Raw genomic sequence first — 22,826 nt, forward strand, 5'->3', positions numbered from 1 at the left:
AGAGCCGCGCTGCGCGGCCTCTCGCCGAGGCCACGCAGCGCTTAGGCCACCCGGCGCTATTCGGCAGTCGCCGGGGTGACGTGGATGCCGAACAGGCTCGCCTCGCCGCTACCGCGCCCGGCCTCCTCGGGCGCGACCTGGCGACCGTCGCGCACGATGACGTGGCCGCCCTGCCCCTGCTGGCCCCCGATCACGCTACCCACCAGATAGGTGGGGAAGATGCTGGGATCGTTCTCGTAGTTGGGGTTGTGGATCAGCCCGATCATCTGGAAGCGCCCGCGGGTATTGCGCAGCGACTCCAGCGAATCCTGGATCAGGCGCCGGTGGGAGAGCTTGGAGAACAGCCCATCGAGCAGAATCACGCTCTCGCGGCTGGCCCGGGCGCGGCGCTTCTGGGTCCCCGGCAGTTCGCGCAGCTCGCGCTCGATGGCAAACTCCGAGAGCTTGACCAGCCACATCAGTGACACCGCCTCGCGCTGCCCTTCCGACATGTCCTCGTTGAGCGAGAACAGCCGCCCGTGCGGACGAATGGCATCGTGCTTGATGCGGATGCTCACCGCCTGGAACAGGCCGCGATAGATGCGCCGACGGATCTGACGGGTCAGCTCGTCGTCGCGCCCACCCTTGCCCTGGGCGGCCTCGCCGGACTGCTCCAGACGCCGCCGCTGCACCGCCAGATGGGCGTCGATATCCGCCAGCAGCTGCTGAATCAGTTCACGCACGGCGTCGTCGGCGATCAGCGCTGCCTTGACCTCGAAGTAGGCCCCGCCGTCGCTCGAACGGCTCGCCACCCGCTTGAGGATCTCGAGATTGCCAGCGGCATCGATGATGATCGAACTCAGACGCTCGACCAGAGTGTCCTCGATCTGCTCGCGCGAGGCGTGCAGCCGGGCGACCCGAGTGCGGTGCTCGTCGAGCTGCCCCTGCAGCTGGCGGTGAAGACCGCGCAGCGACTCCAGCGCCTCGTGGCTGACGCCTTCCAGGGTGCCCAGACGGGCGCGCTCGGACTCGTTGAACAGCCGGCTGGCGCTGGCCGCTTCCAGCGACAGCGCCAGCGCCTTCTCGCGGGCGCCGACATCGCGGGCCTGGCGCTCGCGGTTGCGCGCGCGTTCACCCAGATTGAGCCCTCCCAGCCCGTCGAGCAGGGTCTGCTGACAGGTCTCGAACGCCGCCGGGTCGAAGGCATCGCTATCTTCGGGGTCGAGTGAGGCATGCGCCCAGCGCCGCCAGTCGGCCAGGGCGGCGTCGAGGCGTTCGGCTTCGGCGTGGTCCTGCGGCCAGCCGGCGCCGGCATCGGCCAGGGCGCGCTCGGCCCAGCCCTCGGGCAGTTGGCGCAGCACCTCGAGCCAGGCCACGGCAAGCTGGTCGGTGATATTGAGCGCCTGCTGGTGGCGCGTCAGGCGGCTCTCCAGCGCCTCCTGCTCGCGGCCGTTGTGGCGGCGCTTGTCGCGGGTCTCCTTGAGCGTCTGCTTGAGCCGTCCGATATCGCGCTCCAGGGTGCGGTTGCCCCCCTTCTCGTCGCGCACATCGAGAAAGGCACGAATGCGCTCGAAATCGAAGTCGGCCCGCCGGTTGGCGGCGGTCAGGGCGGCCTGCAGCGCCGCCTCGCGCTGCTCGGCCTGCTGCATGAAGTCCGGGCCACCCTCGGCGACGAAGGCCGCCAGCCGGCGCAGACGCTCGCGCTCACCGTCGGCGAACAGCTGGCGCAGCTGCTCGCGGTGGCTGTCGCGTCGCGCGTCCAGCGCCTCGCTCTCCAGCGTCAGCTCGGCCAGGGTCTCCTCGAGTTCCGCCGACTCCTCGGCCACTGCAGCGAGGCTGGCGTCGATCTCCTCCAAACGCTCGACGCCGCCGGCACTGGCGAAGCGCTCCGCCGCCAGCCAGCCCTCGCCGTGGGTCTCGAACTCCCGCGCCAGACGTTCCCGCTCGGGGGCGTGCTCGGCGAGCCGCTGCTCGACCTGGACGCGCGCCTGGCGCGCCGCGGAGAGCGCCGCCTCGCCCCCCTCTTCGAGAAAGCGCTGGTAGTCGTCGATCGCCTTCAGCGCGGCCTCGCCGAGGCGCGGTGTCAGCGCCTCCTGCTCAGCGAGGAGGTGGGCCTGGCGCTCCTCCAGGGCCGCCAGTTCCACCGCTGCCTCGCGTCTCACGGCCTCGGCCGCGCGCAGCGCCAGGGCGAAGCGCTCGCCGTGCGGGTCGAGACGCTCGATCTCGGCGCTCAGCGCCGCCAGGCGCTGGCGGTCGATCTCGAGACGCTGCTGGGTCTCGTCGCGCAGCGCGGTGAGATAGGCCGGGTCGAGCGCGGCTTTGACCGCCAGCGTCTCCACGCCCTGGATCGCCCCCAGTGGCAGCTCGCCGCGGGCCAGCGTAGCGCGCAGCCGCTCGCCTTCGAGTACCGGCACCCCGCAGCCGCCATCGATCAGGCACTGCGCTGCCTCACGCGCCGCGTCCTCGCCCTCGACCACCGGCGCGAACAGCTGCCCCGCGGCCTGGGCCAGCCAGTCACGGCGTACCTGGGTGTCAGCCTCGACCGCGGCCAGCACCTCGTGCAGCGGGCGGAAATCGATCTCGCGCGCCTCGAGCAGGCGCTGCGCGTCGCTCTCGGCCGCCAGCCGGGCCAGCGGATCGCCGCTCAGGCTCTGCAGATAGCGCTCACGGGCCTCGATTGCCCCGTCCAGGCCATCGCGCTCGCGCAGCAGCCGTGGATAGCGCGCCTTGGCATCCTTGAGCCACACCTCCGGCGACTGCTCGCTGCAGTCGTCGAAGTCCGTCTGCGCCTGCACCAGGCGTTCGAGCTCGCTGCGCTGCTGGCTCAGTTCGTGCAGCCGATCCTGACACTCCCGCGACTGACGGTAGAGGGTGTCGCGCAGATGTACCGGTGCGGCATCGGCATGCCAATGGCGGTAGCGCTCGGCGGCATCTTCCAACGGCGCCAGGCGTTCGAGACGGGCGTCGATATCGGCCAGCTCGCGCCGCGCATCGGCCAGGATCTGTTCATGCTCGCTCAGCGCCGTGCGCCGCGCGTCCCAGAAGCCGATCGCCGAGTGCGCCGGCCACTGTTCATTGAACGCCTGCCACGCCTGACGCCCGGCGGCCAGCGGCGCCAGTTCACCCTCGAGTCGCTGGCGCTGTTCGCGCCGCGCCTGCAGCGCTTCACGGGCCCGTTCACGCTGACCGTTGAGATTGGCGGCCTGGGCGTCCCACTCACCGAGTTCCGCCTCCAGCGTCTCCTGACGCTCCTGTTTGAGGGCCAGCACCTCTTCCGGCGTGGCGTCAGGGTGCTCGCGCTCGAAGGCCGCGTACCACTGCGCCGGCTGCTTGAGTTCGCCCATGCGTCCGAGGTGTTCGGCATGCTCGCGGCGCGCCTGTTCCAGCGCCTCGCGGGCGGCTTCGCGGCTCGCCTCGGGCGTCTCCAGCTCGGCTTCGCTGAACAGCCCCTCGGCGAGCGCCTGGGTGTAGACGCTCTGGTTGTCGATGAAGTCGCGCTGACGCGACTCCAGCTGCTCACGCTCCTGCTCCAGGCGCTCCAGCGACTCGTCGAGCTGCTCGGCGTCCAGCCGCAGCGAACGGCGATATTCGCGGTCGGCGATCACCTCTTCACGGAAGCGGTTGCCGTCGAGCCCTTCGAACGCCTCGGCGGCCTCGTCGAGCACGCCCAGGGCGCGGTAGCGGGCGGCGTCATCGGCGAAGGCGTGGCTGTCGGCCAGCCAGGCGCGCGCCTGATCGAAGGCGACATGGCCGATGTCCCGCGCCACGATCCAGCTCGCCTGGGGCAGATGCACCAGGCGGCGGTGGGTGTCGACCCGCGCCCCGCGCTCGGAGAGCGCCAGGCGCACGTTGCGCTCGGCCTGCCGGCTCAGCTTGGCCAGCAGCCAGGTGGAGACCCGCGGACGCTCGGTGTCGCCGATCGCCCAGGCCAGCCCGGTCGCCGCCTCGGCGACGCCGGCTTCCAGCGTCTCACCGGCGTCGCGCTGCCCCGGCAGCCCCGGCAGCGGCGCCAACGCCTGGCCGCCGAGCAGCCGCTCGGCCTCGAGCAGTGAGGCGTCCAGCGCGGCCAGCTGGCGCCGCGACTCGAGCAGGCTCTCGCCCTCTTCGTTGAGGGTAGCGAGCCGCTCGACCTTGTCGTCGGCGCGCTGCTGGTCGCTCTCGGCTTCGGCCAGGCGGTGGCGCAGCTCGGTGATGCGGGTGCCGGAGTTTAGGATGACGTCCTCGATCAGCTCCTCTTCCTCGTCGGTCTCGCCGCGAGTGGCCCCGGAGAGAATCTGCGGCGCCAGCACTTCATAGAAGAATGCCTGATCGGCCTTCTCGCCGGCCCGCGGCTTGATCGCGTTGAAGATCTGGCTCTTGTCGGCACCGCCCTCCTTCTGGAACGCCGCCAGCTGGGCCAGCTCGCGCCGCGAGATGTGCACCCCGACCGCCTCCAGCCACTCTTCGCGGTTGGTGGCACGGGTGACCCCATGGGCACGCATCAGGCTCTGGAAATCGGCATTGGCGTAGAGCGCCAGCTTGCCATCGCGGGTGATATGGTGAACCGGCACGTCGGAGAGCTGACCCGGATAGTGGTAGAACACCAGCCCGCTGCCGTCGCTGTAGCCGTACATGCCGAAGACGAAGGTCTCGCCGGAGACCTCCTCGCCGGCCACCGCGAGCATGTCGTCCTGCTGGGTACTGCCCTGCTGGGCGCGGAACTCGACCCGCAGATGGGTCCAGCTGCGCGCTTCACCGGCGACCTTGGAGGGCGAGCACTTGCGCCGCGTGCGCGTGAGCAGCTGGCGGTCGCGCGAGAGCATGCCGATCAGCGCCTCGGCCATGGTGGTCTTGCCGAAACCGTTCTCCATGCTGATCGCGCTCGACTGCCCGCGCAGATCGATCAGCAGGTGGCGCATCTTGGCTTCCCAAGGCGAGGCGATATCACCATGCTTGTTGAGCAGGTTGGCGATCTCGATGCGGTGAATGACGCTCATTGACGCGGCTCCTCGTCTTCCTGGCCACCGGGGGCCTTGTCTTCCGACCCGGCGGCTGCGGCCTCGTCTTCCTCGGCCACGGGCTCGTCCGCTGCCATCGCGTTCGCCTCGCTCTCTTCAGCGACACCGGGCTGGGCTTCAGCGGAATCGGGCTGGACTTCAGCGGCGCTCGACTGAGCGTCTGCCTCGGTGTCAGGCGTCTCTGCCGTCGCCAGCAAGCGCTCGCCGTCGCTACCCTCGGCGGCGGTCAGTTCGATCAGATGGGTCAGGTGGTGCACGCCGATCTGCTCGGCCTCGAGTGCCCCCAGCAGGGTCTGCTGCCACACGTCCTCGTCGCCGGACTCGCGCACCAGGTCGAGATGCCCGGCGCGTACCAGCAGATCGATGAACGCCTTGACCCGGCGCGGGATATCCTCGCCGCGCTCGTCGAGCAGCACCCGGCTGTTCTCCGGGGCGCTCTCGCCCAGCCCGCGCAGGATCTCGAGCTGATCGCGCACCAGCTCGACCAGCTCACGGGTGACGAAAGTCGCCTCCTGATAGCGGCTGACATCCGAGAGCGCGCGGTTGAGTCGGGTGTAGATCAGGGTGTGCAGCAGCAGCCACAGCTGCAGATACCACAGCGCCAGCTCGGCGCGGCTCTCCTGGCGCAGCTTGAGCGCCTCGAACACCGCATCGCGGGTATAGAGCGGCGGCTGCTCCAGCTCCGGGTCCGGCAGCAGCGCGAAGAAGCGCGAGCCCGGCGCGATACCGGGATAGTCACCGGCCTCGAACACCTTGAGGCGCATGCCCTGGCCGGCAAGAAAGTCGCGCAGTGCCTCGCGCTCGCTCTCCTGGGCGTCATCGATCAGCGCGCAGACGTCACGCTCGGAGAGCTGACCCTCGCGCGCAGCGCGCCGCTTGCGACCGCCGCTGGGGACGCGTTCGGCGGTGCGATAGCGCAGCAGATAGGCGACCACCTCGCCCATTTCCATCATGTTCATAGTCAAACGTCCTGGTCTGGCATCGTCGTCTCGCGTACGCGCAGCGACGGTGTGACGGCGCCTTCGATCCGGCGCCCGTCGGGCAATTCGATGGCGAAGGGCGTGTCGTCGATCCCCACGCTGAGATGATCGTCGAGCAGTTGGGTATCGACGAAGGTGTTGAGCAGCTGGGGCAGACAGTCGAGCGCTTCGTCGTCGAAGCGGTGCCACCCCTCACGCAGCGCTTCAGGCAGCGACAACGGCGCCTGGCGCAGACGCTGGCGCAGTGCCGGGCCACGCGCCTTGAGATAGCGCGCCAGCAGCGGATCGGCCCCGGGCCGGTCGCCGGCCTCGTCGAACACCAGCGCGGCACCGCTGCGCTCGGCGCGGCGGGTCTCCACCAGCGGCAGCAGCGTCTCCACCCGGGGCATCGCCACCTGCGTACCCAGCGGCATCATGCGCGCCACCACCGCGTCCTGCAGACGCTGCGGCGGTGGCGCCAGCAGCAGACGCTGGGCCAGCCCGGCGAAGTCGATCACGCCCATCGACTGGATGCGCCCCTCGGCGATGTCGGAGAGCAGCTCGGAGAGGCGCCGCGAGAGGTTCTCGATGGCGTTGAGCACGCGGCCGATCGCCCCCGAGAGCATGCGCAGGTCCCACTCCGTCTCCTGCTGCTCGGCCCAGTGGGCGAAGTGCTCGGCGACGCCAGGAGCGGCGAGCTGGGCGCGGGCACTCAGCAGGGTGTTCTGGATCGTGCTCAGGGCGTTGTGGTAGTGGCGCTCGTTCTCCTCCAGCGCCGCCAGTTTGCCCTCGTGGGTGGGGTTCTCGCGCACCCGGCGCAGCTCCTGAGTCAGCGCTCGGATCGCCATCAGGATCTGCTGGGTGATATCGGGCACCCGGGCATAGTCACCCCGTGACAGCGCCGCCACCACCTTGGCCGCGTCATACTCGGAATAGAGCAGATCCTCGACCTGACTGGCCAGGGTCACCGCCTGGCGCCCGCTCGGGGTGAGGCGCACCTGGCCGGTCTGTCCCTGCTTCTCGATCAGCGCGGTGCGCTTGGTACTGCGCACGCTGCGCTCGCCCGGGGCCAGTTCGTCGCCGGCGGGGCCGGCCTGCCATTCGCGATAGTGGATCTCGCTGGGGGTGGCGAGCAGATTGATCACGAAACTCAGATCGTCCGCCGGCAGCGACGGGTACTCGCCACGTAGATGCGCCAGGCAGCGGCGCTGGGTGACGAAAGCGCTGTTGGTGGCGAAATCCACCTCGAGCAGGTAGTCGAGCAGCAGGCAGCCCAGGTCGAGCCAGTAGCCGTCACGCAGGCCGCGCCGCTGCTCCTGGGTGACCTGAACGAAGGGCGAACCCGGCTCGTGGGCACTGTCATGCAGATCGAGCAGCCGCGTCGTCGCGACCAGCAGCTTGTTCCAGGCGGTCATGTCGACTCCAGACAGGAAAAACCGCACCCGCCCATGGCGCTGCCGCGGGTGCTCGTGAAGCGCCGCATTATGCCAAGGTTACGGTTTCAGGTCATGACGATCCGGGTAACGGAGCGCTTACCGACTCGATGCGCGCCGCCAGTTCGCCGACCAGCCCAGAGCGTCTCGGGACGCGTAGAGGGAGGATCTTGGATGTCTTCTCGATGGTGCCAACGGCTGAAAGTCATATCGCTAACACCCAAGCACTACGCTGATGCAGCGTTCGAGATGCAGGCAGGGGCGGCCTGGATCTCAACACGAATCCTGGGTGTAGCCGCGGCTTGCTTATGCAGCTTGGTGTCCATGAACCTGCTCCCGAATAAAGTGCTATAAAAATTCTCTGCTGCCGGTAGAAAATAATCCCTATAGACAACTTGAGCATACAGAGCACCAAATCCAGCCAATCCTGGAGAAACATGCCGTAGCAGTAGAGGTAACTATCAGTAAAGCCGACAACACTGCGGGTTACTTCTTGCAGACGAACCGTCCCAGGGCCACATAAAAAAACAGACAACCCATTAAAACCTGTCAAACCTACAGCCACTTTTACCTCACGACTGACTTTAATGCACTTGGAGGTTATCTAAAACAGACTTGAGGAATTAGCCATAAAAATTCGCTTCAAGTGCCGCTTGCCCGCTGTCATTCTCTCTGTCGGATTTGCGGGTTTTGCCCACGCCGGCATCTCCATTAGTGAAGGATCTCTCTCAACCCCAGACTACAGTGGACCGGGTATTACTCAGGCACCTGGGCATCTTCTGGTGGCTTCCAGTGATGGCGGTGATGGCGGTGATGGCGGTGATGGCGGTGATGGCGGTGATGGCGGTGATGGCGGTGATGGCGGTGATGGTGGAGATGGCTCACCCGGTGGAGATGGCGGTGACGGTGGCGACGGTAATGGCTCACCCGGCGGAGCCGGTGGTGATGGTGCAGATGGCGGCGACGGTGGTGATGGCTCCGCGGGTGGCGACGGCAACAGCGATGGAGGCACCGGCAATGGCAGTGGCAATGGTTCCGGCAACGGTAACGGCACCGGTAACGGCAACGGCAACGGCAACGGGATTGGCTAATCCTATCTTTTGCCTCGGAAAAGGAGATAGCAGATGAAGCCTTCGAAGACGCTCATGATTGCTCTGACCACCTTCATTATTGGCACTTCGGGTATTGCCTTGGCCAGCGACCCAATCAGTCCCGACTGTGCTTCGCTTGATGGAGCCGCGGGACAGGATGGAGCCAAAGGCACTGCCGACTGCCCCAACGGGGGCGATGGTGGCAACGGCAAGATAGGCCAGAATGGCGGCAAGGGTGGCGACGGTGGCAACGGCACCAACGGTGGAGATGGCGGCGACGGTGGCAACGGTGCACCTGGAGCTGATGGCAAGGATGGGTAAATCATGAGCACGCCAAAGCCCCCCTGGAAAGAATTGCTGATCATTCCCCTGGTGGTTTTCCCTCTGGTATCTCCTGTCTCGCAAGCAGGCTCGGCTCTAGACAGTACCTATACCCTGGCCGCCAATGGTGGTGATAGTGGTGACGGGGGAACAGGTACTGCAGGTGGTGATGGTGGCGATGCCGGATCCGGAAACCATTCGAACGGTGGCGATGGAGGCCATGGGGGAAACAGCGGGGCCTCTGGGACCGGTAGCTCAGGTGGCGATGCCGGCCATGGTGCAGACGGTGGTGACGGAGGCGACGGTGGATCAGGAGACGGATCCAGTGGGGGCGATGGTGGTGACGCCGGAAGCGGCAGTAGCTCGACCGGATAACAGTGATCGCGGGAGGCGGCAGTCATGGCTCTGAGGATGTCCAGAAAGCAACTCTTGTCAGCTGGTCTGCTGGCCGTGTCATTGCATGTTACGCCCGTTCTCTTGGCGGTGGCCGTGGGTATCGATGGAGTTCAGGCCCAAGCCAGCGACTGTGGCGATGGAGGCAATGCCAGCGGTGAAGGCAATGGCGGCAATGGTGGCGACGCCGGTGCCGGCAGCAACGGCGACGGAGGGGATGGCGGCAACGGCGGCAGCCAGGGAGGCAACGGAGGCAATGGCGGTAACGGCAGTGGCTCCGGTAACGGAGGTGACGGCGGTGATGCTGGTCCGGGAGGGGAAGGTGGCAAGGGTGGCGCCGGCGGCCCCGATGGTGGAAAGGACGGGAGTGATGGCCGCGACGGGTAATACGTCGCATAAAAACACTTAATAGTTGTCGCCCCCTCTTCGTCAACTGAACATTCGAGCCCCTACACCTAGCCGAGGTAGTAGGCGCAAACCCATTGGCCGTCAGGATCGCCAGCGACGAATCTGCGGCCGAAGTCCGCCAGCCGCTCTCAGGTGACTCTGCCTAGCCGAGGTGATGGACGCTATGCCGCCAGGCCTGTCGGGAGCGGGGCCACTGAGGCAGTGGCCCGGCATCTCTACGGGGCTGTCGGATCAGACTCGGCCATCAACTCGGCAATTCTCGCCTCGGCCCGCTTTTTGGCGGGACGCTCCAGCAACGGGGCGACGTAGGCGTCGAATTCCGGCCGACGCGGAATCGCGTCGAACGTCATCCCGAAGTTGAGCAACGAAACCAGATAGACATCCGCCGCACTGAAGCGCTCACCCGCGACAAAGGAGCGTCCGGCCAACCAGCATGCCAGTGCGTCATAGGTCATCTCGAACGACCCGTAGCCAGACTGTCGCTGCATCTCGGGGGTATCGGCTTTCCAGCCGGCGGCATGGTCGGACATGGCCGGTTCAGCACAGGCAGCGGTGAAGAAAAACCAGCGGTAATAGTCGCCACGCGCAGGCGGTATCGGCGCCAGGCCAGCCTCGGGGAAGGCGTCAGCCAGATAAGCGCAGATCGCCGCCGCTTCGGTGACCACGACACTGCCGTGACGAATGGCGGGCACCTTGCCCATAGGATTGATGGCCAGGTAATCGGGCGCTTTCATGGGGGCACCGAAACTCAGCACTCGGGTCTCGTAAGGCTGGCCAACTTCCTCCAGCATCCATTGCACCGTATTACCGCGTGACTGGGGGTTGGTGTAGAAGATCAATTCCCGGCTCATGGTGTTCTCCTGGCGTCTGGTGGGTGTCAGGAGACTCTAACGCTCACCACTGTCAGTTTTTGTCAGTAGGGTTTTGCGCCACTCCTTCATCATCTGGTGACGGCGCCTGGGAGTTCTCTCGGGCAATATGCTGGCGCCGAGGATGCGATCGACGCGGAAGTGACGATAGGCATTACGCAGCTCACACCAGGCGGTCAGCACCCGGATCGAATCGAAGAAACCCACGTTCACCGGCCACACGATCCGTTCTGTCCTCGCCCCTGTCTGGTCGGTGTAATCCAGCGCCAGCTTGCGCTCCTCGCTCAGGGCCTGACGAATCAGGGGCAGGTCTTCCCGTGTCGTGGGCTCCCAGCTGGGGACGATAACCAGGGCATCGTCCTCGAAGCGATAGCGCAATGCCGCGGGCAGAATCGCTTCGATCTTGGCCATGGCCTCCCGCGCCGCCTGCCCCATGGGCCCGTCGGTGCGCTCTCCGGCCCATTTGAGGCCCAGCGCCAGCGCTTCGATCTCCTCAGCCGAGAACATCAGCGGCGGTAGCAGGAAGCCAGGATTGAGCACATAGCCCACGCCCGCTTCACCGTCGATCGGCGCGCCCTGCTGGCGCAGACTGGCGATATCTCGATAGAGCGTACGCACGCTGACACCGGTCGCCTCGGCCAGCACGCTAGCGCTCACCGGGCGACGGTGACGACGCAATACCTGCAACAGGTCGAACAGACGTTCGGAACGGGACATATCATCATCCAGGATGAACAAGCGCGCCGTCAGCCGCGCAGCTTCTTCACCGCCGCCTCGATGGAGCGTTCATAGCGCACCAGCGGTGGCCGCACGCCGTTGGCGAACAGCACCCGGCGCATGTCACTGCGGGTCCCGGTCAGGGCGATGCGGATACCGGCACGGCGCGAGGCACCGAGTACGCCCTCCAGGGTACGGGCGGCGCTGACATCGATGAAGGGCACCTGGCTGAAATCGAGAATCAGCCCGCGGTGGCGATCGGATACCCGCGAAAGGATCGACTCGATCGAGGTGGCGGCGCCGAAGAACCAGGCGCCGGAGAGCCGATAGACCACCAGTTCGGGGTCGGCGGGCGATAGCCCCGAGTCATGATAATCCAGGCTCGCGTCCGCCACGTCCTCCGGCACCCAGGGCATCTGCGCCGCCCCCACGCTGTGCGACATGCGCTGGATGAACAGCAGCGCACCCAGCAGCGTGCCGGCCAGAATCCCCTCGATCAGATCGCGAAAGACCGTTAATGACAGAGTGATCAGCAGCACCGCGGCATCCCCCCGCGACGCTCGCAGCAGGCTGGCGAAAGCGTGCTTCTCGACCATGTTCCAGGCCACCACCGCCAGCACCCCGGCCAGGCTCGCCAGCGGCACGTAGTTCAGCAGCGGCGCTGCCACCAGAATGAACAGCAGCAGCAACAGCGCATGCAGCATGCCGGCGAGCGGGCTCACGGCACCGGCGCGCACGTTGGTGGCCGTGCGCGCGATGGTGCCGGTGACACAGATACCGCCGAACAGCGCCGAGGCGACGTTGGCCGCGCCCTGCGCCACCAGCTCGCAGTTGGCGCGATGACGCCGCCCGCTCATGCCATCCGCCACCACCGCCGAGAGCAGCGACTCGATCGCCCCCAGCAGCGTGAAGGCCACGGCGCTGGGCAGAATCTCGATCACCTGATGCCAGGAGAATGCCGGCAGCGACGGCATCGGCAGCGTTTGCGGAATCCCGCCGAAGGCGGAGCCGATGGTCGCCACCGGTAGATCCAGCAGCGTCGCCGCCCCCGCCGACACCGCTATCGCCACCAGCATACCCGGCCAGCGCGGTCGCCAGCGTTTGATCAGGACGATGATAGCGATGGTCGCCAGCGCCAGTACCAGAGTGATCGGGCTGGCCGTGGGCAGCGCCTGCCAGATCGCCGGCAGCTTCTCCAGCAGCGGGCCGGGCTCCTGCCCGGCGAAGGTCAGCCCCAGCAGCGGCTTGAGCTGGCTGGCGAAGATGATCAGCGCGATCCCGGCAGTGAAACCGACCGTGACCGGATAGGGGATCAGGCGAATCAGACTGCCCAGCCGCAGCCAGCCGATCATCGCCAGCATCACCCCGGACAGCAGCGTGGCCAGCAGCAGCCCGGCCATGCCGTGGGCCTGTACGGTCGCCGCCACCAGCACGATGAACGCGCCCGCCGGCCCGCCGATCTGAAAGCGGCTGCCGCCCAGCAGCGAGACCATGAAACCACCGACGATCGAGGTGTAGAGCCCCTGGGCAGGAGAGGCGCCGGAAGCCATGGCGATGGCCATCGACAGCGGCAGTGCGACGACGGCCACGGTCAGCCCGGCAACCAGATCGGCGCGCAGCTTGGCGAGCCCATACCCTTCGCGCAGGACGGTCACCAGCTTGGGGGTGAAGAGCGCCGCGAAACCCGGCGACCTGGCGGTGCGGACATGCTTCATGTTGGCGAGGCCTCTCGAGTCCAGCGTGGGCGATGATAGCGGTGGGATTAGGGGTTAAGACTCGCCGGGCGCGGTCTTGAGACGCACACCGCGCCCGGTGGCCTGGCTGATCGCCTCATCGCCGATCAGCTCGACACCGGCGCGCTCCAGCGCCTCCACCACCTTGGTCAGGCTGCCGATGACGCCGCGCACGGTGCTGGGGCTGGCTTCCATGCGCTGGATGGTGGGCACCGACACCCCCGCCAGCGCCGCCAGGGCACGCTGATCGATGCCCAGCAGGGCACGGGCGGCACGCATTTGAGGACCGGTGATCATCGCACTCTCCCGCAGATCGGCATTAGCGCCCATTCACCTGCATTTGATCATTGATATCCACCGAGTCTAGCGCATCGATAACCATTTCTAAATATCCTTATTGATATTTCAAATATCAAAATTGGAATTTACTACACCACCTTCCGGCCGACACCTTACGACCCCGACGCTCCCCGACGAGCGTGTCTGGCACTACGTTCCAGGCGCTGGCTGCTAGGTTAGAAGGTGTACATGCATTCGGGAGTCCCATCATGCAATTCCGTCGTCTCGGCCAGACCGGCCTCAAGGTCTCTCCGCTGTGTCTCGGCACCATGACCTACGGCACGCCACGCTGGCGCGACTGGGTCCTCGACGAGGCCCAGAGTCGGCCCTTCATCCAGCAGGCGCTGGAGGCCGGAATCAACTTCTTCGATACCGCCGACATGTACTCCGACGGCGAGTCCGAGCGCGTAGTGGGCAAGGCGCTCAATGACTTCGCCCGGCGCGAGGAGGTCGTGGTGGCGACCAAGGTCTACAACCCCACCGGCAACCGCTCGCCCAACGAACGCGGGCTCTCGCGCAAGCATATTCACCACGCCATCGACGCCTCGCTCGGTCGGTTGGGGATGGAGTACGTCGATCTCTACCAGACCCATCGCTGGGACTACGACACCCCCATCGAGGAGACCATGGAAGCGCTGCACGAGGTGGTCAAGGCGGGCAAGGCCCGCTATATCGGCGCCTCCAGCATGCACGCCTGGCAGTTCGCCAAGGCGCAGCACGTCGCCGAGCGCAACGGCTGGACGCGCTTCGTCACCATGCAGCCGATGGTCAATCTGATCTACCGCGAGGAAGAGCGCGAGATGCTGCCGCTGTGCCGCGACCAGGGCGTAGGTGTGATCCCCTGGAGCCCGCTGGCGCGCGGCATTCTCGCCGGCAGCAAGGCGGTGGGCAGCGAGGGCAGCACCACCCGCGCACGTAGCGACGAGCAGATGCGTGCCTGGAACCTGGGCCAGGATCGAGACGCCCCGGTGATCGAGGCGCTGGGCCAGGTGGCCGCGCAGCGCAATGTGTCGCCGGCCCAGGTCGCGCTGGCGTGGCTGTTGCAAAAGCCCGGTATCACCGCACCGATCGTCGGCGCGAGCAAGGCACATCATCTCGATCAGGCGCTGGGCGCACTCGATATCACCCTGAGCGAAGAGGAGATCGCGGCGCTGGAGGCCCCCTACGTGCCCCACGAGGTGGTCGGCTTCAGCTGAGCCGGGCTCAGCGCTCGACGGCTTGCCGGCAGCGGCCGCCACGAGTGGCGCAGGCGCAGGCGCGGTGGCATCATGAAACTCGGCGCTCCGCGAGGTCGCCGATCCACACCAGAATTTGTACGACACGCCAGGCCGGTGACGCTACCGGCCTACCACCATGGCCGCCAGAATCGACGAGGTAGTGCACGCCAATGTTTGAGAAGATCGAGCGCGTTCCCGGGGATGCCATTCTCGGGTTGATCGAAGCCTACAACCAGGATAGCAATCCGCAGAAGGTCGATCTCGGCGTCGGCGTCTATCGCGATGCCCACGGCCACACGCCGATCATGCGCGCCGTGAAGCAGGCCGAGGCGTATCTGCTGGAGCACGAGCAGACCAAGAGCTATATCGGCTCGCACGGCGATCCGCGCTACGGCAAGGTGCTGCTGCCACTGGTGCTGGGCGCCGACTCCCCCGTGCTGGCGGCCGACCGTGCCAGCGCCACGCAATCGCCGGGCGGTACCGGCGCACTGCGGCTAGCGGCGGACTTCATCAAGTCGAACCTGCCGGGCAAGCGCATCTGGCTCTCCGACCCCACCTGGCCCAACCATCTGGGCATCTTCGACGCCGCCGGCATCGAGATGCGCAAGTACCCCTATGTCAGTGCCGACAACCGCCTCGACTTCGACGCCATGCTGGCGACGCTCAAGGAGGTGCCGCAGGGTGACGTGGTGCTGCTGCACGCCTGCTGTCACAACCCCTCGGGCTTCGATCTCGACCGCGAGCAGTGGCAGCAGGTGCTGGAAGTGGTCAAGTCGCGCGGCCTGCTGCCGCTGGTGGACTTCGCCTACCAGGGCTTCGGCGAGGGACTGGAAGCAGACGCCTACGGCGTGCGGTTGATGGCCGAGAACCTCGACGAGGTGCTGATCACCAGCTCCTGCTCGAAGAACTTCGGCCTCTACCGCGAACGCACCGGCTGCCTGATCGTGATCGCCAAGAATGCCGAGCAGATGCAGAACGTGCGCTCGCAGATGGCGATCGTGGCGCGCGAGAACTACTCCAACCCGCCCTCCCACGGTGCCGCCGTGGTCACCGAGATTCTCGAGTCGGCGGAGCTGGCGCGGGTATGGCGCGAGGAGTTGACCGAGATGTGCGACCGTATCAACGGCCTGCGTAGCGACCTGGTCGCCGCGCTCGAGCCCTACGGTCTCGACAAGCGCTTCGCCCACGTCGCGGCCCAGCGCGGCATGTTCTCCTACACCGGGCTGAGCACCGAACAGGTCAAGCGCCTGCGCGACGAGTTCAGCATCTACATGGTCGGCTCTGGCCGCGCCAATGTGGCCGGCTTCACCAGCGAGAACCTGCCCTACGTGGCCAAGGCGATCGCCGCCGTGGTCGACTGACGGGGCCGAGACAGCAGCGGCACCGAAAGCGCATCAACGCAGAACGCCCGGCCATTGGCCGGGCGTTCTGCGTTATCGATACGGCAACCGCGCCGGGTCACTCGGTGGGCGCGAGGGTATCCGAGCCCATCGCTTCGCGGAAGCGCTGGTGGGTGATGCCGCCGGCCTCGGGGTCGGCGAGCCGCTCGAACAGCGCCTGCTGATTGGCACTGACCGCTTCATCACGGTCGATGACGCCATCGTCGTTGACATCGAGCTGGTCGAAGCTCAACGCATTGGGACGCTGATCCACCGGCGTCTGGGCACCGCCATCGGTGAAGGCGGCATTGTCGCGCCCCACCCCGCCTGACTTCTCGATCGACTCACGGTCGACCTGAGAGGCGTTGGCCGGCGGCTGCGGCTGACCGCTGTCGGCCTTCACCCTCAGGCTCGAGTCGTCGCCCGCAGCGCCGTTGCCCGTTTGCGCCAGGGCGGGCAGCGCGCTGCCCGCGGCGAGCAAGCCGATACCCAGACGCAGAGCCCAGGGACGTGTCCAAGAACGCATGGCAGATCCTCTCAAGACGATGTCCTCTTGAGACCTCTGCCGGGCAAAAAAATTCGCGCCTCGGCCCCCTCGGACCTAGCGGCCCGAGGGAAGCGATACTATTTGAGGCGAGCTTACTCGTCCCAGGTCGGGGCAAAATCAGGATCGGCAATGCGCTCGCCGCGGTCGAGTCCATCGATCTCGGCGATCTCGGCATCGCTCAAGCGAAGCTCCAGCGCCTCGAGATTGGCCTTCTGGTGTTCTGGCTTGGTCGACGACGGAATGACGATGATATCGCGGGCGGCGACCCAGGCCAGCGCGATCTGCGCCGGGGTCACCGCATGGCGCTCAGCGATGCGCTGGAGTACGTCATTGTCCATTACCCGGCCCACCGCCAGCGGCATGTAGGCGGTCACCTCGAGCCCCTTGGCCTGACAATGCTCGACCAGTGCACGGTTGGCCAGGAACGGATGCACTTCGATCTGGTTGGTCACCAGATGCTCGCCGCCGGGCAGCGCCAAAGCCTGATCGATCTGCGCAATGGTGAAATTGGACACCCCGATATGCCGGGTCAGGCCGCGCTGGCGACAGGCGTCGAGTGCGCCCAGATAGTCCGCCATGGGCACCTTATCTTCTGGCGAAGGCCAGTGGATCAGGGCTAGATCGACGTGTTCGAGGCCGAAGGCGTCGAGACTCTGTTCCAGGCTGGCGGTGAGCGCCGCCGGCTCGAGCTGATCCCACCAGATCTTGGTGGTAATGAAGAGCTCGTCGCGGGGGATGCCGCTCTGGCGCACCGCCTTGCCCACCGCCGCCTCGTTGCCATACATCTGGGCGCTATCGAGGTGGCGATAACCGAGGTCGAGCGCCGAGGTCACCGAGTCGATGACCGCCTGCTCCTTGAGGCGATAGGTTCCCAGACCCGGCTGCGGCAGAAGATGACGTGACATGAAGCTGCTCCTCGAATCGTGCGGGGGGTGAAAAAACCAGCGAAAAGCGGTGCCCGCCTCGCCCGCATTCGGGCACCGTGCCTGACCATGCTAGACTCAAGTTCGGTTTTCTGCCCGGATCGAGGCATGTCAGACGCCACGCCCTCCTCTCCTCGCCAACAGCTGCTTCTCGTCGGCAATGGCGATGCCCATCTGCATGTCGCCAGCCACGCGCGCGAACTGGCGCAGGCGGGTATCGACGTCACCCTGATCACGCCACAGCCGTTCGCTTTCGCCGACTGGCTGGGCGGCATGCTCGGCGGCGAATGGCAGCTCGACGACGTGCGCCTGCCGGCGGCACGCATCACCGCCCACGGCGCCACCCATGTCGCCGCCAGCGTGGTCGCCGCCGACCGCGGCAACCGCCGGGTGACCCTGGATGACGGTCAGCACCTCGACTACGACTGGCTGTCGATCGATCTGCCCGCGGTAGTCGATGCCCAGGCCATTCCCGGCTTCTACACCGCCCAGGGCGTCTACGGCGCCAGCGCCGATTCCCTCTGGGCGCTGCGCCAGCAGCTCGAGAGCGAACTGGCTGACCCCGCCCGGCGCCTGCCCAGTGTGGCGGTGCTGGGCGGCGGCGCCCTGGGGGTGGAGCTGGCGGCCAACCTGCTGGCGTTGGGGGAGCGCTACGGCCGCCCGCTGCCGGTGGCGCTGATCGGCAACGAGCGCCAGCCGCTGCCCGACGCCTGCCGCCGCGCCAACCGCTGGCTCACCCGGCGCCTGCAGCGGCGTGGCCTGCGCCTCGAGCTGGTGGCCACAGCCGCGCGCTACGAGCGTGACAGCCTGATCCTCGACGACGGTACCGCCGTCGACGCCGACCTGCTGCTGGTGGTCGAGGCGCTGCGCCCGCCGCCGGCGTTCGAGGTCTTCGGACTGGCCCATGACGCCCAGGGCCGGGTGGAGGTCGATCCGCGCCAGCGCAGCCGCGAAGATCCGCGGGTGTTCGTCAACCAGGCCAGCGCCCCCGGCGAGCCCACTCGTCGCGCCACCCGTGAACGTGGCGCTAGCCTGCTCGCGGCGCTGCTGGCGCTGGGCGATGCCCCCACCCCGGCCCGGGCCCATGCCAGCCAGTGGAAGGCACTCAATCTGGGCGATCTGCGCGATATCGCCTGGCGCGGCTCGCTATGGTGCCGCGGGCGCTGGGTACGGCGGCTCAAGCATCGCCGCGACCGCCGCGAGGTCGCGCGCTACCTGGACGACACCTGAGCCGATCACGCCCGGGCGCCGACACCCACGCTGATTGCGGCACAAAAACGCGACCCCGGCACCAGGCCGGAGTCGCGTCAGCGAACAGCCACCGCGTCCTAGCGCGGTGGTCCAGCGTTATCGCCTATTGGCGGATGCCTTCGAGTACCACATAGAGATCCACGCTGCGCATCGGCTCCGGGAACTTGCTCATGTCGATATCGAAGTCGGCCAGATTCAGCGTAGTGGTCGCCTCGAAGCCCTGGCGATAGCCACCCCAGGGGTCGTCGCCGCCGCCGATGTGATCGACATCGAAGGTCACCTCGCGCGTCACCCCGTGCAGGGTCAGCTCCCCGGTCATCTCGCCCTCTTCGCCATCGTCGTCGATCTGGAAGCCGGTGGACTTGAAGCTCGCCTGCGGATACTTGCCGGCGTCGAGGAAGTCGCCGCTCAGGATATGCTTGTCGCGCTCGGCGTGATTGCTGTCGAGGCTGTCGACGTCGACCTTGACCGCCACGCTGGACTGCTCGGGCGCCTCGGGGTCGTAGCTGAAGTCGCCACTGAACTGCTTGAAGTCCCCCAGGATATAGGAGTAGCCGAGGTGGCTGATCTTGAACTGGATGAAGGCGTGCTGGCCTTCGCTGTCGATCTTGTAGTCGGCGGCCTGGGCCTGGGCCAGCGGCAGCGCGGCGGCGACCAGGGCGGCTAGAGCGGTCTTCTTCAGCAGCATACGAGACTCCTCGTGGATTGAGCTCTTGGGGGGTGGAGCGAGCGTCGGCACGGCCAGCGCTCGGAAACGCTCAGCGACGCCGCGCGGCGCGCGTCGTCAGCATTCGGGTCAAGGTGTCCTGGCGGTCGAACCAGTGGTGCTTGAGCGCGGCCAGGGTATGGCCGACGGCGAGAATCACCAGCGCCCAGGCGGCGTACCAGTGCACGCTACCTGCCAGCACCGCCTGATCCGGCAGCCCCGAGACCAGCGCCGGCACGCTGAACCAGCCGAACACGCTGATGCCCTGGCGCTCGGCGGTGGAGATCAGATAGCCCGAGAACAGCACCACGAACAGCAGCAGATAGAGTAGCCCATGCCCGACGTGAGCCGCACGCCGCTCGAGTACACTGCCGTGGGCACGCGGGGTGGGCTGGGTCAGGCGCCACGCCACCCGCGCAAGACTCGCGGCCAGCAGCAGGATACCGATCGATTTATGCCACCACGGCGCCAGATGGTACCAGGTGTCATAGTAGCCCAGGCCGGTCATCCACCAGCCCAGCGCGAACAGGCCGAGCACCGCCAGCGCGCTGAGCCAGTGCAGCGCGATGCTGATCCTGCCCCAACCGCTGTGAGAATTGCGCCACATCACTCTGCCCCCATCCGCGTTTCAGCTCAGCATACGGGGAATGACGCACGCCGACAGCCAGAGCTGGGGAAAACGATTGATGACGAAAAGGAAACGATAGATACGAAAAAGCCCGCCGTAGCGGGCCTTTCGGTCAATCGTTCCAGAGGTCTCAACTCAGAGAGTCGAGCCCCCGAGCCAGATCCGCCTGCAGATCCTCCAGCGTCTCCAGCCCCACCGCGAGGCGGATCAGCCCATCGCTGATGCCCGCCGAAGCGCGCTGGGCGTCGCTCAGACGGCCGTGGGTAGTCGTCCCGGGATGGGTGATGGTGGTCTTGACGTCGCCCAGGTTGCCGGTGATCGACATCACCCGCGTGTGGTCGATCACATGCCAGGCGGCCTCGCGCCCGCCCGCGATCTCGACCCCCATGACCGCGCCGAAGCCGAGCTGCTGGCGCTGGGCCAGGGCGTGCTGGGGGTGGCTGGCGAGACCGCTGTAGTGGACCCGCGCCACCGCCGGCTGCTGCTCCAGCCACTCGGCCAGGGCCTGCGCATTGCGACTGTGGGCGTGCATGCGCAGGCTCAGCGTCTCCAGCCCCTTGAGGAAGATCCAGGCGTTGAACGGGCTCATGCACGGGCCGCAGGTGCGCACCACACCGAACAGCTGCTCCAGCTCCTGGTCGCGGCCGACCACGGCACCGCCGATCGCCCGCCCCTGCCCATCGAGATACTTGGTCGCCGAGTGGATCACCAGATCCGCGCCCAACTCCAGCGGACGCTGCAGCGCCGGAGTCAGGAAGCAGTTGTCGATCGCCAGCCAGGCTCCGTGGCGATGGGCAAGCTCGGCCAGCTGGGCGATGTCGACCAGCTCGTTGAGCGGGTTGGAGGGCGTCTCGGCGAACAGCAGCTTGGTCTTGGGCGTGATCGCCGCTTCCCATCCGGCGAGATCGTTGAGCTCCACATAGCGCGGCACCACGCCGAACTTGGCCAGGTACTTGTCGAACAGCGCGATGGTCGAGCCGAATACCGAGCGCGACACGATCACCTCGTCGCCGGCCTGCAACAGCGCCAGCACGGTCGAGAGAATCGCCGCCATGCCCGAGCTGGTGGCGACGCAGCGCTCACCGCCCTCGAGCGCCGCCAGGCGCTGCTCGAAGTTGCGCACGGTGGGGTTGGTGAAGCGCGAGTAGACGTTGCCGGGCTCCTCGCCCTTGAACTTGCGGGCGGCCTCGGCGGCGCTGCCATAGACGAAGCTGGAGGTGGGGAAGATCGGCTCGCCGTGCTCCTGCTCATGGGTGCGTTCATGGCCGGCACGGATCGCCAGGGTCTCGAGGCCGAGCGAGAGGTCGTCGTCCGGGGCGTCATCTAAGGGCATGCGGGTACACTCCTGAATATCGTCTGGACCCTGACTGAGACAGCCCCGCCGGCGGCGGGGCTCACCGGCTCAGTCGTCCGAGCTGTCGTTGTGCAGATCGACCACGGCATTGACCCGCTCGCGCCCCTCTTTGGCCGCGTCGCTGCGGGCGGCCTCGAGCGCGGCGAGATAGGCCTCATCGATATCGCCAGTGACGTAGCTGCCGTCGAACACCGAGCAGTCGAAGTCGTCGAGGGCCGGGTTGACCTCGCGGCAGGCCGCCTTGAGATCCTCCAGATCCTGATAGATCAGGCGGTCGGCGCCGATCAGCTCACCCACCTCGGCGTCGCTGCGGCCATGGGCGATCAGCTCGGAGGCCACCGGCATGTCGATGCCGTAGACGTTGGGGTAGCGCACCGCCGGCGCGGCGGAGGCGAAGTAGACCTTGTTGGCCCCGGCATCCCGAGCCATCTGGATGATCTGCTTGCAGGTGGTGCCACGCACGATCGAGTCGTCCACCAGCAGCACGTTCTTGCCGGCGAACTCGCTACCGATGGCGTTGAGTTTCTGGCGCACCGACTTCTTGCGCTGGGTCTGCCCCGGCATGATGAAGGTGCGGCCGATGTAGTGGTTCTTCATGAACCCTTCACGGAAGGTCACCCCGATGTGCTGCGCCAGCTCCAGCGCGGTGGTGCGCGAGGTGTCGGGGATCGGGATCACCACGTCGATGTCGTGCTCCGGCCATTCGCGCTGGATGCGGTCGCCGAGCTTGCGCCCCATCTGCATGCGGGTGCCGTAGACGTAGGCACCGTCGAGCTTCGAATCCGGGCGCGCCAGATAGACGTGCTCGAAGATGCACGAGGTCAGCCGGGGGCGATCGGCGCACTGCTGGGTGTGCACATTCTTGTGCATGTCGACGAAGATCGCCTCGCCCGGCGCCAGATCGCGCACCAGCTCGAAGCCGCTGACATCCAGCGCCACCGACTCGGAGGCGATCATCACCTCCTGCGCCGGGCGCCCTTCGGCGTCGACGCCCTCGCGGGTGCCGTAGACCACCGGGCGGATACCGTGGGGGTCGCGGAAGGCGACCAGCCCGAAGCCGCTGATGATGGCGACCGCTGCGTAGCCGCCACGGCAGCGGCGATGCACCCGGCGCACCGCATCGAAGATGTCCTCGGGGGTGAGGTAGAGCCCCTGCTTGCCCAGCTCGTGGGCGAACACGTTGAGCAGCACCTCGGAGTCGGAGCTGGTGTTGATGTGGCGCAGATCGGAGGAGAACAGCTCCTGCTTGAGCTGGTCCGAATTGGTCAGGTTGCCGTTGTGCGCCAGCGTGATGCCGTAGGGCGAGTTGACGTAGAACGGCTGCGACTCCGCCTCGCTCGCCGAGCCCGCCGTGGGGTAGCGCACGTGGCCGATCCCCAGATTGCCCTGGAGACGCTTCATGTGGCGGGTGTGGAAGACATCCCTCACCAGCCCATTGTTCTTGCGCAGCAGAAACCGACCGTCATCCCAGGTCATCATGCCGGCGGCGTCCTGTCCGCGGTGTTGTAAAACCGTCAGCGCGTCATAGATCGACTGATTGACCGCTTCATTGGCCATGAGGCCCACGATACCGCACATGCCG

Annotated in this window: 20 protein-coding genes; 6 read left to right on the plus strand and 14 right to left on the minus strand. The window is 66.8% G+C overall.

Annotated features, from left to right (window positions below; genetic code table 11):
- Nucleotides 1-56: 56 nt before the first annotated feature.
- Genes ABV408_RS11655 through ABV408_RS11665 form a run of 3 tightly spaced genes read right to left on the minus strand, consistent with a single transcriptional unit; the run spans nt 57 to nt 7,350 of the window.
- Nucleotides 57-4,955 carry a hypothetical protein gene (locus ABV408_RS11655; protein WP_353979120.1) on the minus strand — a complete coding sequence of 1,633 codons (4,899 nt, stop codon included), beginning with the start codon at nt 4,953-4,955 and terminating at the stop codon, nt 57-59.
- Nucleotides 4,952-5,935, minus strand: coding sequence for a hypothetical protein (locus tag ABV408_RS11660; protein WP_353979121.1), 984 nt, complete (start codon nt 5,933-5,935; stop codon nt 4,952-4,954). Before ABV408_RS11660 ends, ABV408_RS11655 begins: the two co-directional genes overlap by 4 nt.
- A 2-nt stretch (nt 5,936-5,937) precedes the next feature.
- Nucleotides 5,938-7,350, minus strand: coding sequence for a hypothetical protein (locus ABV408_RS11665; RefSeq protein ID WP_353979122.1), 1,413 nt, complete (start codon nt 7,348-7,350; stop codon nt 5,938-5,940).
- Nucleotides 7,351-8,163: 813 nt separating this feature from the next.
- Here ABV408_RS11665 and ABV408_RS11670 point away from each other — a divergent pair.
- From ABV408_RS11670 to ABV408_RS11680, 3 genes are all read left to right on the plus strand, one after another.
- Entirely contained in the window at nt 8,164-8,496 is a 333-nt protein-coding gene (locus ABV408_RS11670; protein WP_353979123.1) for a hypothetical protein, read from the plus strand.
- Nucleotides 8,493-8,780, plus strand: coding sequence for a hypothetical protein (locus ABV408_RS11675; RefSeq protein ID WP_353979124.1), 288 nt, complete (start codon nt 8,493-8,495; stop codon nt 8,778-8,780). Before ABV408_RS11670 ends, ABV408_RS11675 begins: the two co-directional genes overlap by 4 nt.
- Before the next feature lie 139 nt (nt 8,781-8,919).
- Nucleotides 8,920-9,189 carry a hypothetical protein gene (locus ABV408_RS11680; protein WP_353979125.1) on the plus strand — a complete coding sequence of 90 codons (270 nt, stop codon included), beginning with the start codon at nt 8,920-8,922 and terminating at the stop codon, nt 9,187-9,189.
- 44 nt (nt 9,190-9,233) lie between these two features.
- Here ABV408_RS11680 and ABV408_RS11685 read toward each other — a convergent pair whose 3' ends face one another.
- The 5 genes from ABV408_RS11685 to ABV408_RS11705 all read right to left on the minus strand — a co-directional run bounded on the left by ABV408_RS11685 (nt 9,234) and on the right by ABV408_RS11705 (nt 13,197).
- Entirely contained in the window at nt 9,234-9,578 is a 345-nt protein-coding gene (locus ABV408_RS11685; RefSeq protein WP_353979126.1) for a hypothetical protein, read from the minus strand.
- Nucleotides 9,579-9,796: 218 nt separating this feature from the next.
- Entirely contained in the window at nt 9,797-10,432 is a 636-nt protein-coding gene (locus ABV408_RS11690) for a glutathione S-transferase (RefSeq protein ID WP_353979127.1), read from the minus strand.
- Nucleotides 10,433-10,468: 36 nt separating this feature from the next.
- The gene (locus tag ABV408_RS11695) at nt 10,469-11,167 is read right to left on the minus strand and encodes a YafY family protein (protein ID WP_353979128.1); all 699 of its coding nucleotides are present in this window, start codon (nt 11,165-11,167) and stop codon (nt 10,469-10,471) included.
- A 29-nt stretch (nt 11,168-11,196) separates the two neighbouring features.
- Complete coding sequence (locus ABV408_RS11700; RefSeq protein ID WP_353979129.1) at nt 11,197-12,882, minus strand: SulP family inorganic anion transporter; 1,686 nt, start codon at nt 12,880-12,882, stop codon at nt 11,197-11,199.
- Nucleotides 12,883-12,936: 54 nt separating this feature from the next.
- A complete protein-coding gene (locus ABV408_RS11705; RefSeq protein ID WP_353979130.1) occupies nt 12,937-13,197 on the minus strand; it encodes a helix-turn-helix transcriptional regulator in 261 nt (86 codons plus the stop codon).
- Nucleotides 13,198-13,448: 251 nt separating this feature from the next.
- On the opposite strand from ABV408_RS11705, the gene ABV408_RS11710 reads away from it, so the two are divergent.
- Nucleotides 13,449-14,435 carry an aldo/keto reductase gene (locus ABV408_RS11710; protein ID WP_353979131.1) on the plus strand — a complete coding sequence of 329 codons (987 nt, stop codon included), beginning with the start codon at nt 13,449-13,451 and terminating at the stop codon, nt 14,433-14,435.
- A 191-nt stretch (nt 14,436-14,626) separates the two neighbouring features.
- Nucleotides 14,627-15,817: an amino acid aminotransferase gene (locus ABV408_RS11715; protein WP_353979132.1), complete on the plus strand. Its 1,191-nt coding sequence runs from the start codon at nt 14,627-14,629 to the stop codon at nt 15,815-15,817.
- Between the two features lie 97 nt (nt 15,818-15,914).
- On the opposite strand, the gene ABV408_RS11720 is transcribed toward ABV408_RS11715, so the two are convergent.
- Both ABV408_RS11720 and dkgB read right to left on the minus strand, forming a co-directional pair.
- On the minus strand, nt 15,915-16,361 hold the full coding sequence (locus ABV408_RS11720; protein ID WP_353979133.1) for a hypothetical protein: 447 nt from the start codon (nt 16,359-16,361) through the stop codon (nt 15,915-15,917).
- A gap of 113 nt (nt 16,362-16,474) precedes the next feature.
- The gene (gene dkgB, locus ABV408_RS11725; RefSeq protein ID WP_353979134.1) at nt 16,475-17,287 is read right to left on the minus strand and encodes a 2,5-didehydrogluconate reductase DkgB; all 813 of its coding nucleotides are present in this window, start codon (nt 17,285-17,287) and stop codon (nt 16,475-16,477) included.
- A gap of 126 nt (nt 17,288-17,413) precedes the next feature.
- On the opposite strand from dkgB, the gene ABV408_RS11730 reads away from it, so the two are divergent.
- Complete coding sequence (locus ABV408_RS11730) at nt 17,414-18,535, plus strand: FAD-dependent oxidoreductase (RefSeq protein ID WP_353979135.1); 1,122 nt, start codon at nt 17,414-17,416, stop codon at nt 18,533-18,535.
- A gap of 124 nt (nt 18,536-18,659) precedes the next feature.
- Here the strand turns inward: ABV408_RS11730 and ABV408_RS11735 are convergent, their stop codons facing one another.
- From ABV408_RS11735 to purF, 4 genes are all read right to left on the minus strand, one after another.
- Nucleotides 18,660-19,241, minus strand: coding sequence for a YceI family protein (locus ABV408_RS11735; protein ID WP_353982234.1), 582 nt, complete (start codon nt 19,239-19,241; stop codon nt 18,660-18,662).
- Nucleotides 19,242-19,314: 73 nt separating this feature from the next.
- Complete coding sequence (locus ABV408_RS11740; protein ID WP_353979136.1) at nt 19,315-19,869, minus strand: cytochrome b; 555 nt, start codon at nt 19,867-19,869, stop codon at nt 19,315-19,317.
- A 151-nt stretch (nt 19,870-20,020) separates the two neighbouring features.
- A complete protein-coding gene (locus ABV408_RS11745; RefSeq protein ID WP_353979137.1) occupies nt 20,021-21,223 on the minus strand; it encodes an O-succinylhomoserine sulfhydrylase in 1,203 nt (400 codons plus the stop codon).
- 69 nt (nt 21,224-21,292) lie between these two features.
- Nucleotides 21,293-22,822 (minus strand): amidophosphoribosyltransferase, encoded by a 1,530-nt coding sequence (gene purF / locus ABV408_RS11750; RefSeq protein ID WP_353979138.1) that lies wholly within the window; start codon nt 22,820-22,822, stop codon nt 21,293-21,295.
- Between the last annotated feature and the right edge of the window lie 4 nt (nt 22,823-22,826).

The organism is Salinicola endophyticus (assembly GCF_040536835.1).
In the GTDB taxonomy this organism is placed as follows: domain Bacteria; phylum Pseudomonadota; class Gammaproteobacteria; order Pseudomonadales; family Halomonadaceae; genus Salinicola; species Salinicola endophyticus_A.

Bases quoted from the DNA above. Each gene is read 5' to 3' on its own strand.
- ABV408_RS11745 (WP_353979137.1), bottom strand. From the start codon at position 21,223: ATGCCCTTAGATGACGCCCCGGACGACGACCTCTCGCTCGGCCTCGAG.
- ABV408_RS11660 (WP_353979121.1), bottom strand. From the start codon at position 5,935: ATGAACATGATGGAAATGGGCGAGGTGGTCGCCTATCTGCTGCGCTAT.
- ABV408_RS11665 (WP_353979122.1), bottom strand. From the start codon at position 7,350: ATGACCGCCTGGAACAAGCTGCTGGTCGCGACGACGCGGCTGCTCGAT.
- ABV408_RS11740 (WP_353979136.1), bottom strand. From the start codon at position 19,869: ATGTGGCGCAATTCTCACAGCGGTTGGGGCAGGATCAGCATCGCGCTG.
- ABV408_RS11720 (WP_353979133.1), bottom strand. From the start codon at position 16,361: ATGCGTTCTTGGACACGTCCCTGGGCTCTGCGTCTGGGTATCGGCTTG.
- ABV408_RS11655 (WP_353979120.1), bottom strand. From the start codon at position 4,955: ATGAGCGTCATTCACCGCATCGAGATCGCCAACCTGCTCAACAAGCAT.
- ABV408_RS11695 (WP_353979128.1), bottom strand. From the start codon at position 11,167: ATGTCCCGTTCCGAACGTCTGTTCGACCTGTTGCAGGTATTGCGTCGT.
- ABV408_RS11690 (WP_353979127.1), bottom strand. From the start codon at position 10,432: ATGAGCCGGGAATTGATCTTCTACACCAACCCCCAGTCACGCGGTAAT.
- dkgB (WP_353979134.1), bottom strand. From the start codon at position 17,287: ATGTCACGTCATCTTCTGCCGCAGCCGGGTCTGGGAACCTATCGCCTC.
- purF (WP_353979138.1), bottom strand. From the start codon at position 22,822: ATGTGCGGTATCGTGGGCCTCATGGCCAATGAAGCGGTCAATCAGTCG.
- ABV408_RS11710 (WP_353979131.1), top strand. From the start codon at position 13,449: ATGCAATTCCGTCGTCTCGGCCAGACCGGCCTCAAGGTCTCTCCGCTG.
- ABV408_RS11700 (WP_353979129.1), bottom strand. From the start codon at position 12,882: ATGAAGCATGTCCGCACCGCCAGGTCGCCGGGTTTCGCGGCGCTCTTC.
- ABV408_RS11730 (WP_353979135.1), top strand. From the start codon at position 17,414: ATGTCAGACGCCACGCCCTCCTCTCCTCGCCAACAGCTGCTTCTCGTC.
- ABV408_RS11715 (WP_353979132.1), top strand. From the start codon at position 14,627: ATGTTTGAGAAGATCGAGCGCGTTCCCGGGGATGCCATTCTCGGGTTG.
- ABV408_RS11675 (WP_353979124.1), top strand. From the start codon at position 8,493: ATGAAGCCTTCGAAGACGCTCATGATTGCTCTGACCACCTTCATTATT.
- ABV408_RS11670 (WP_353979123.1), top strand. From the start codon at position 8,164: ATGGCGGTGATGGCGGTGATGGCGGTGATGGCGGTGATGGCGGTGATG.
- ABV408_RS11705 (WP_353979130.1), bottom strand. From the start codon at position 13,197: ATGATCACCGGTCCTCAAATGCGTGCCGCCCGTGCCCTGCTGGGCATC.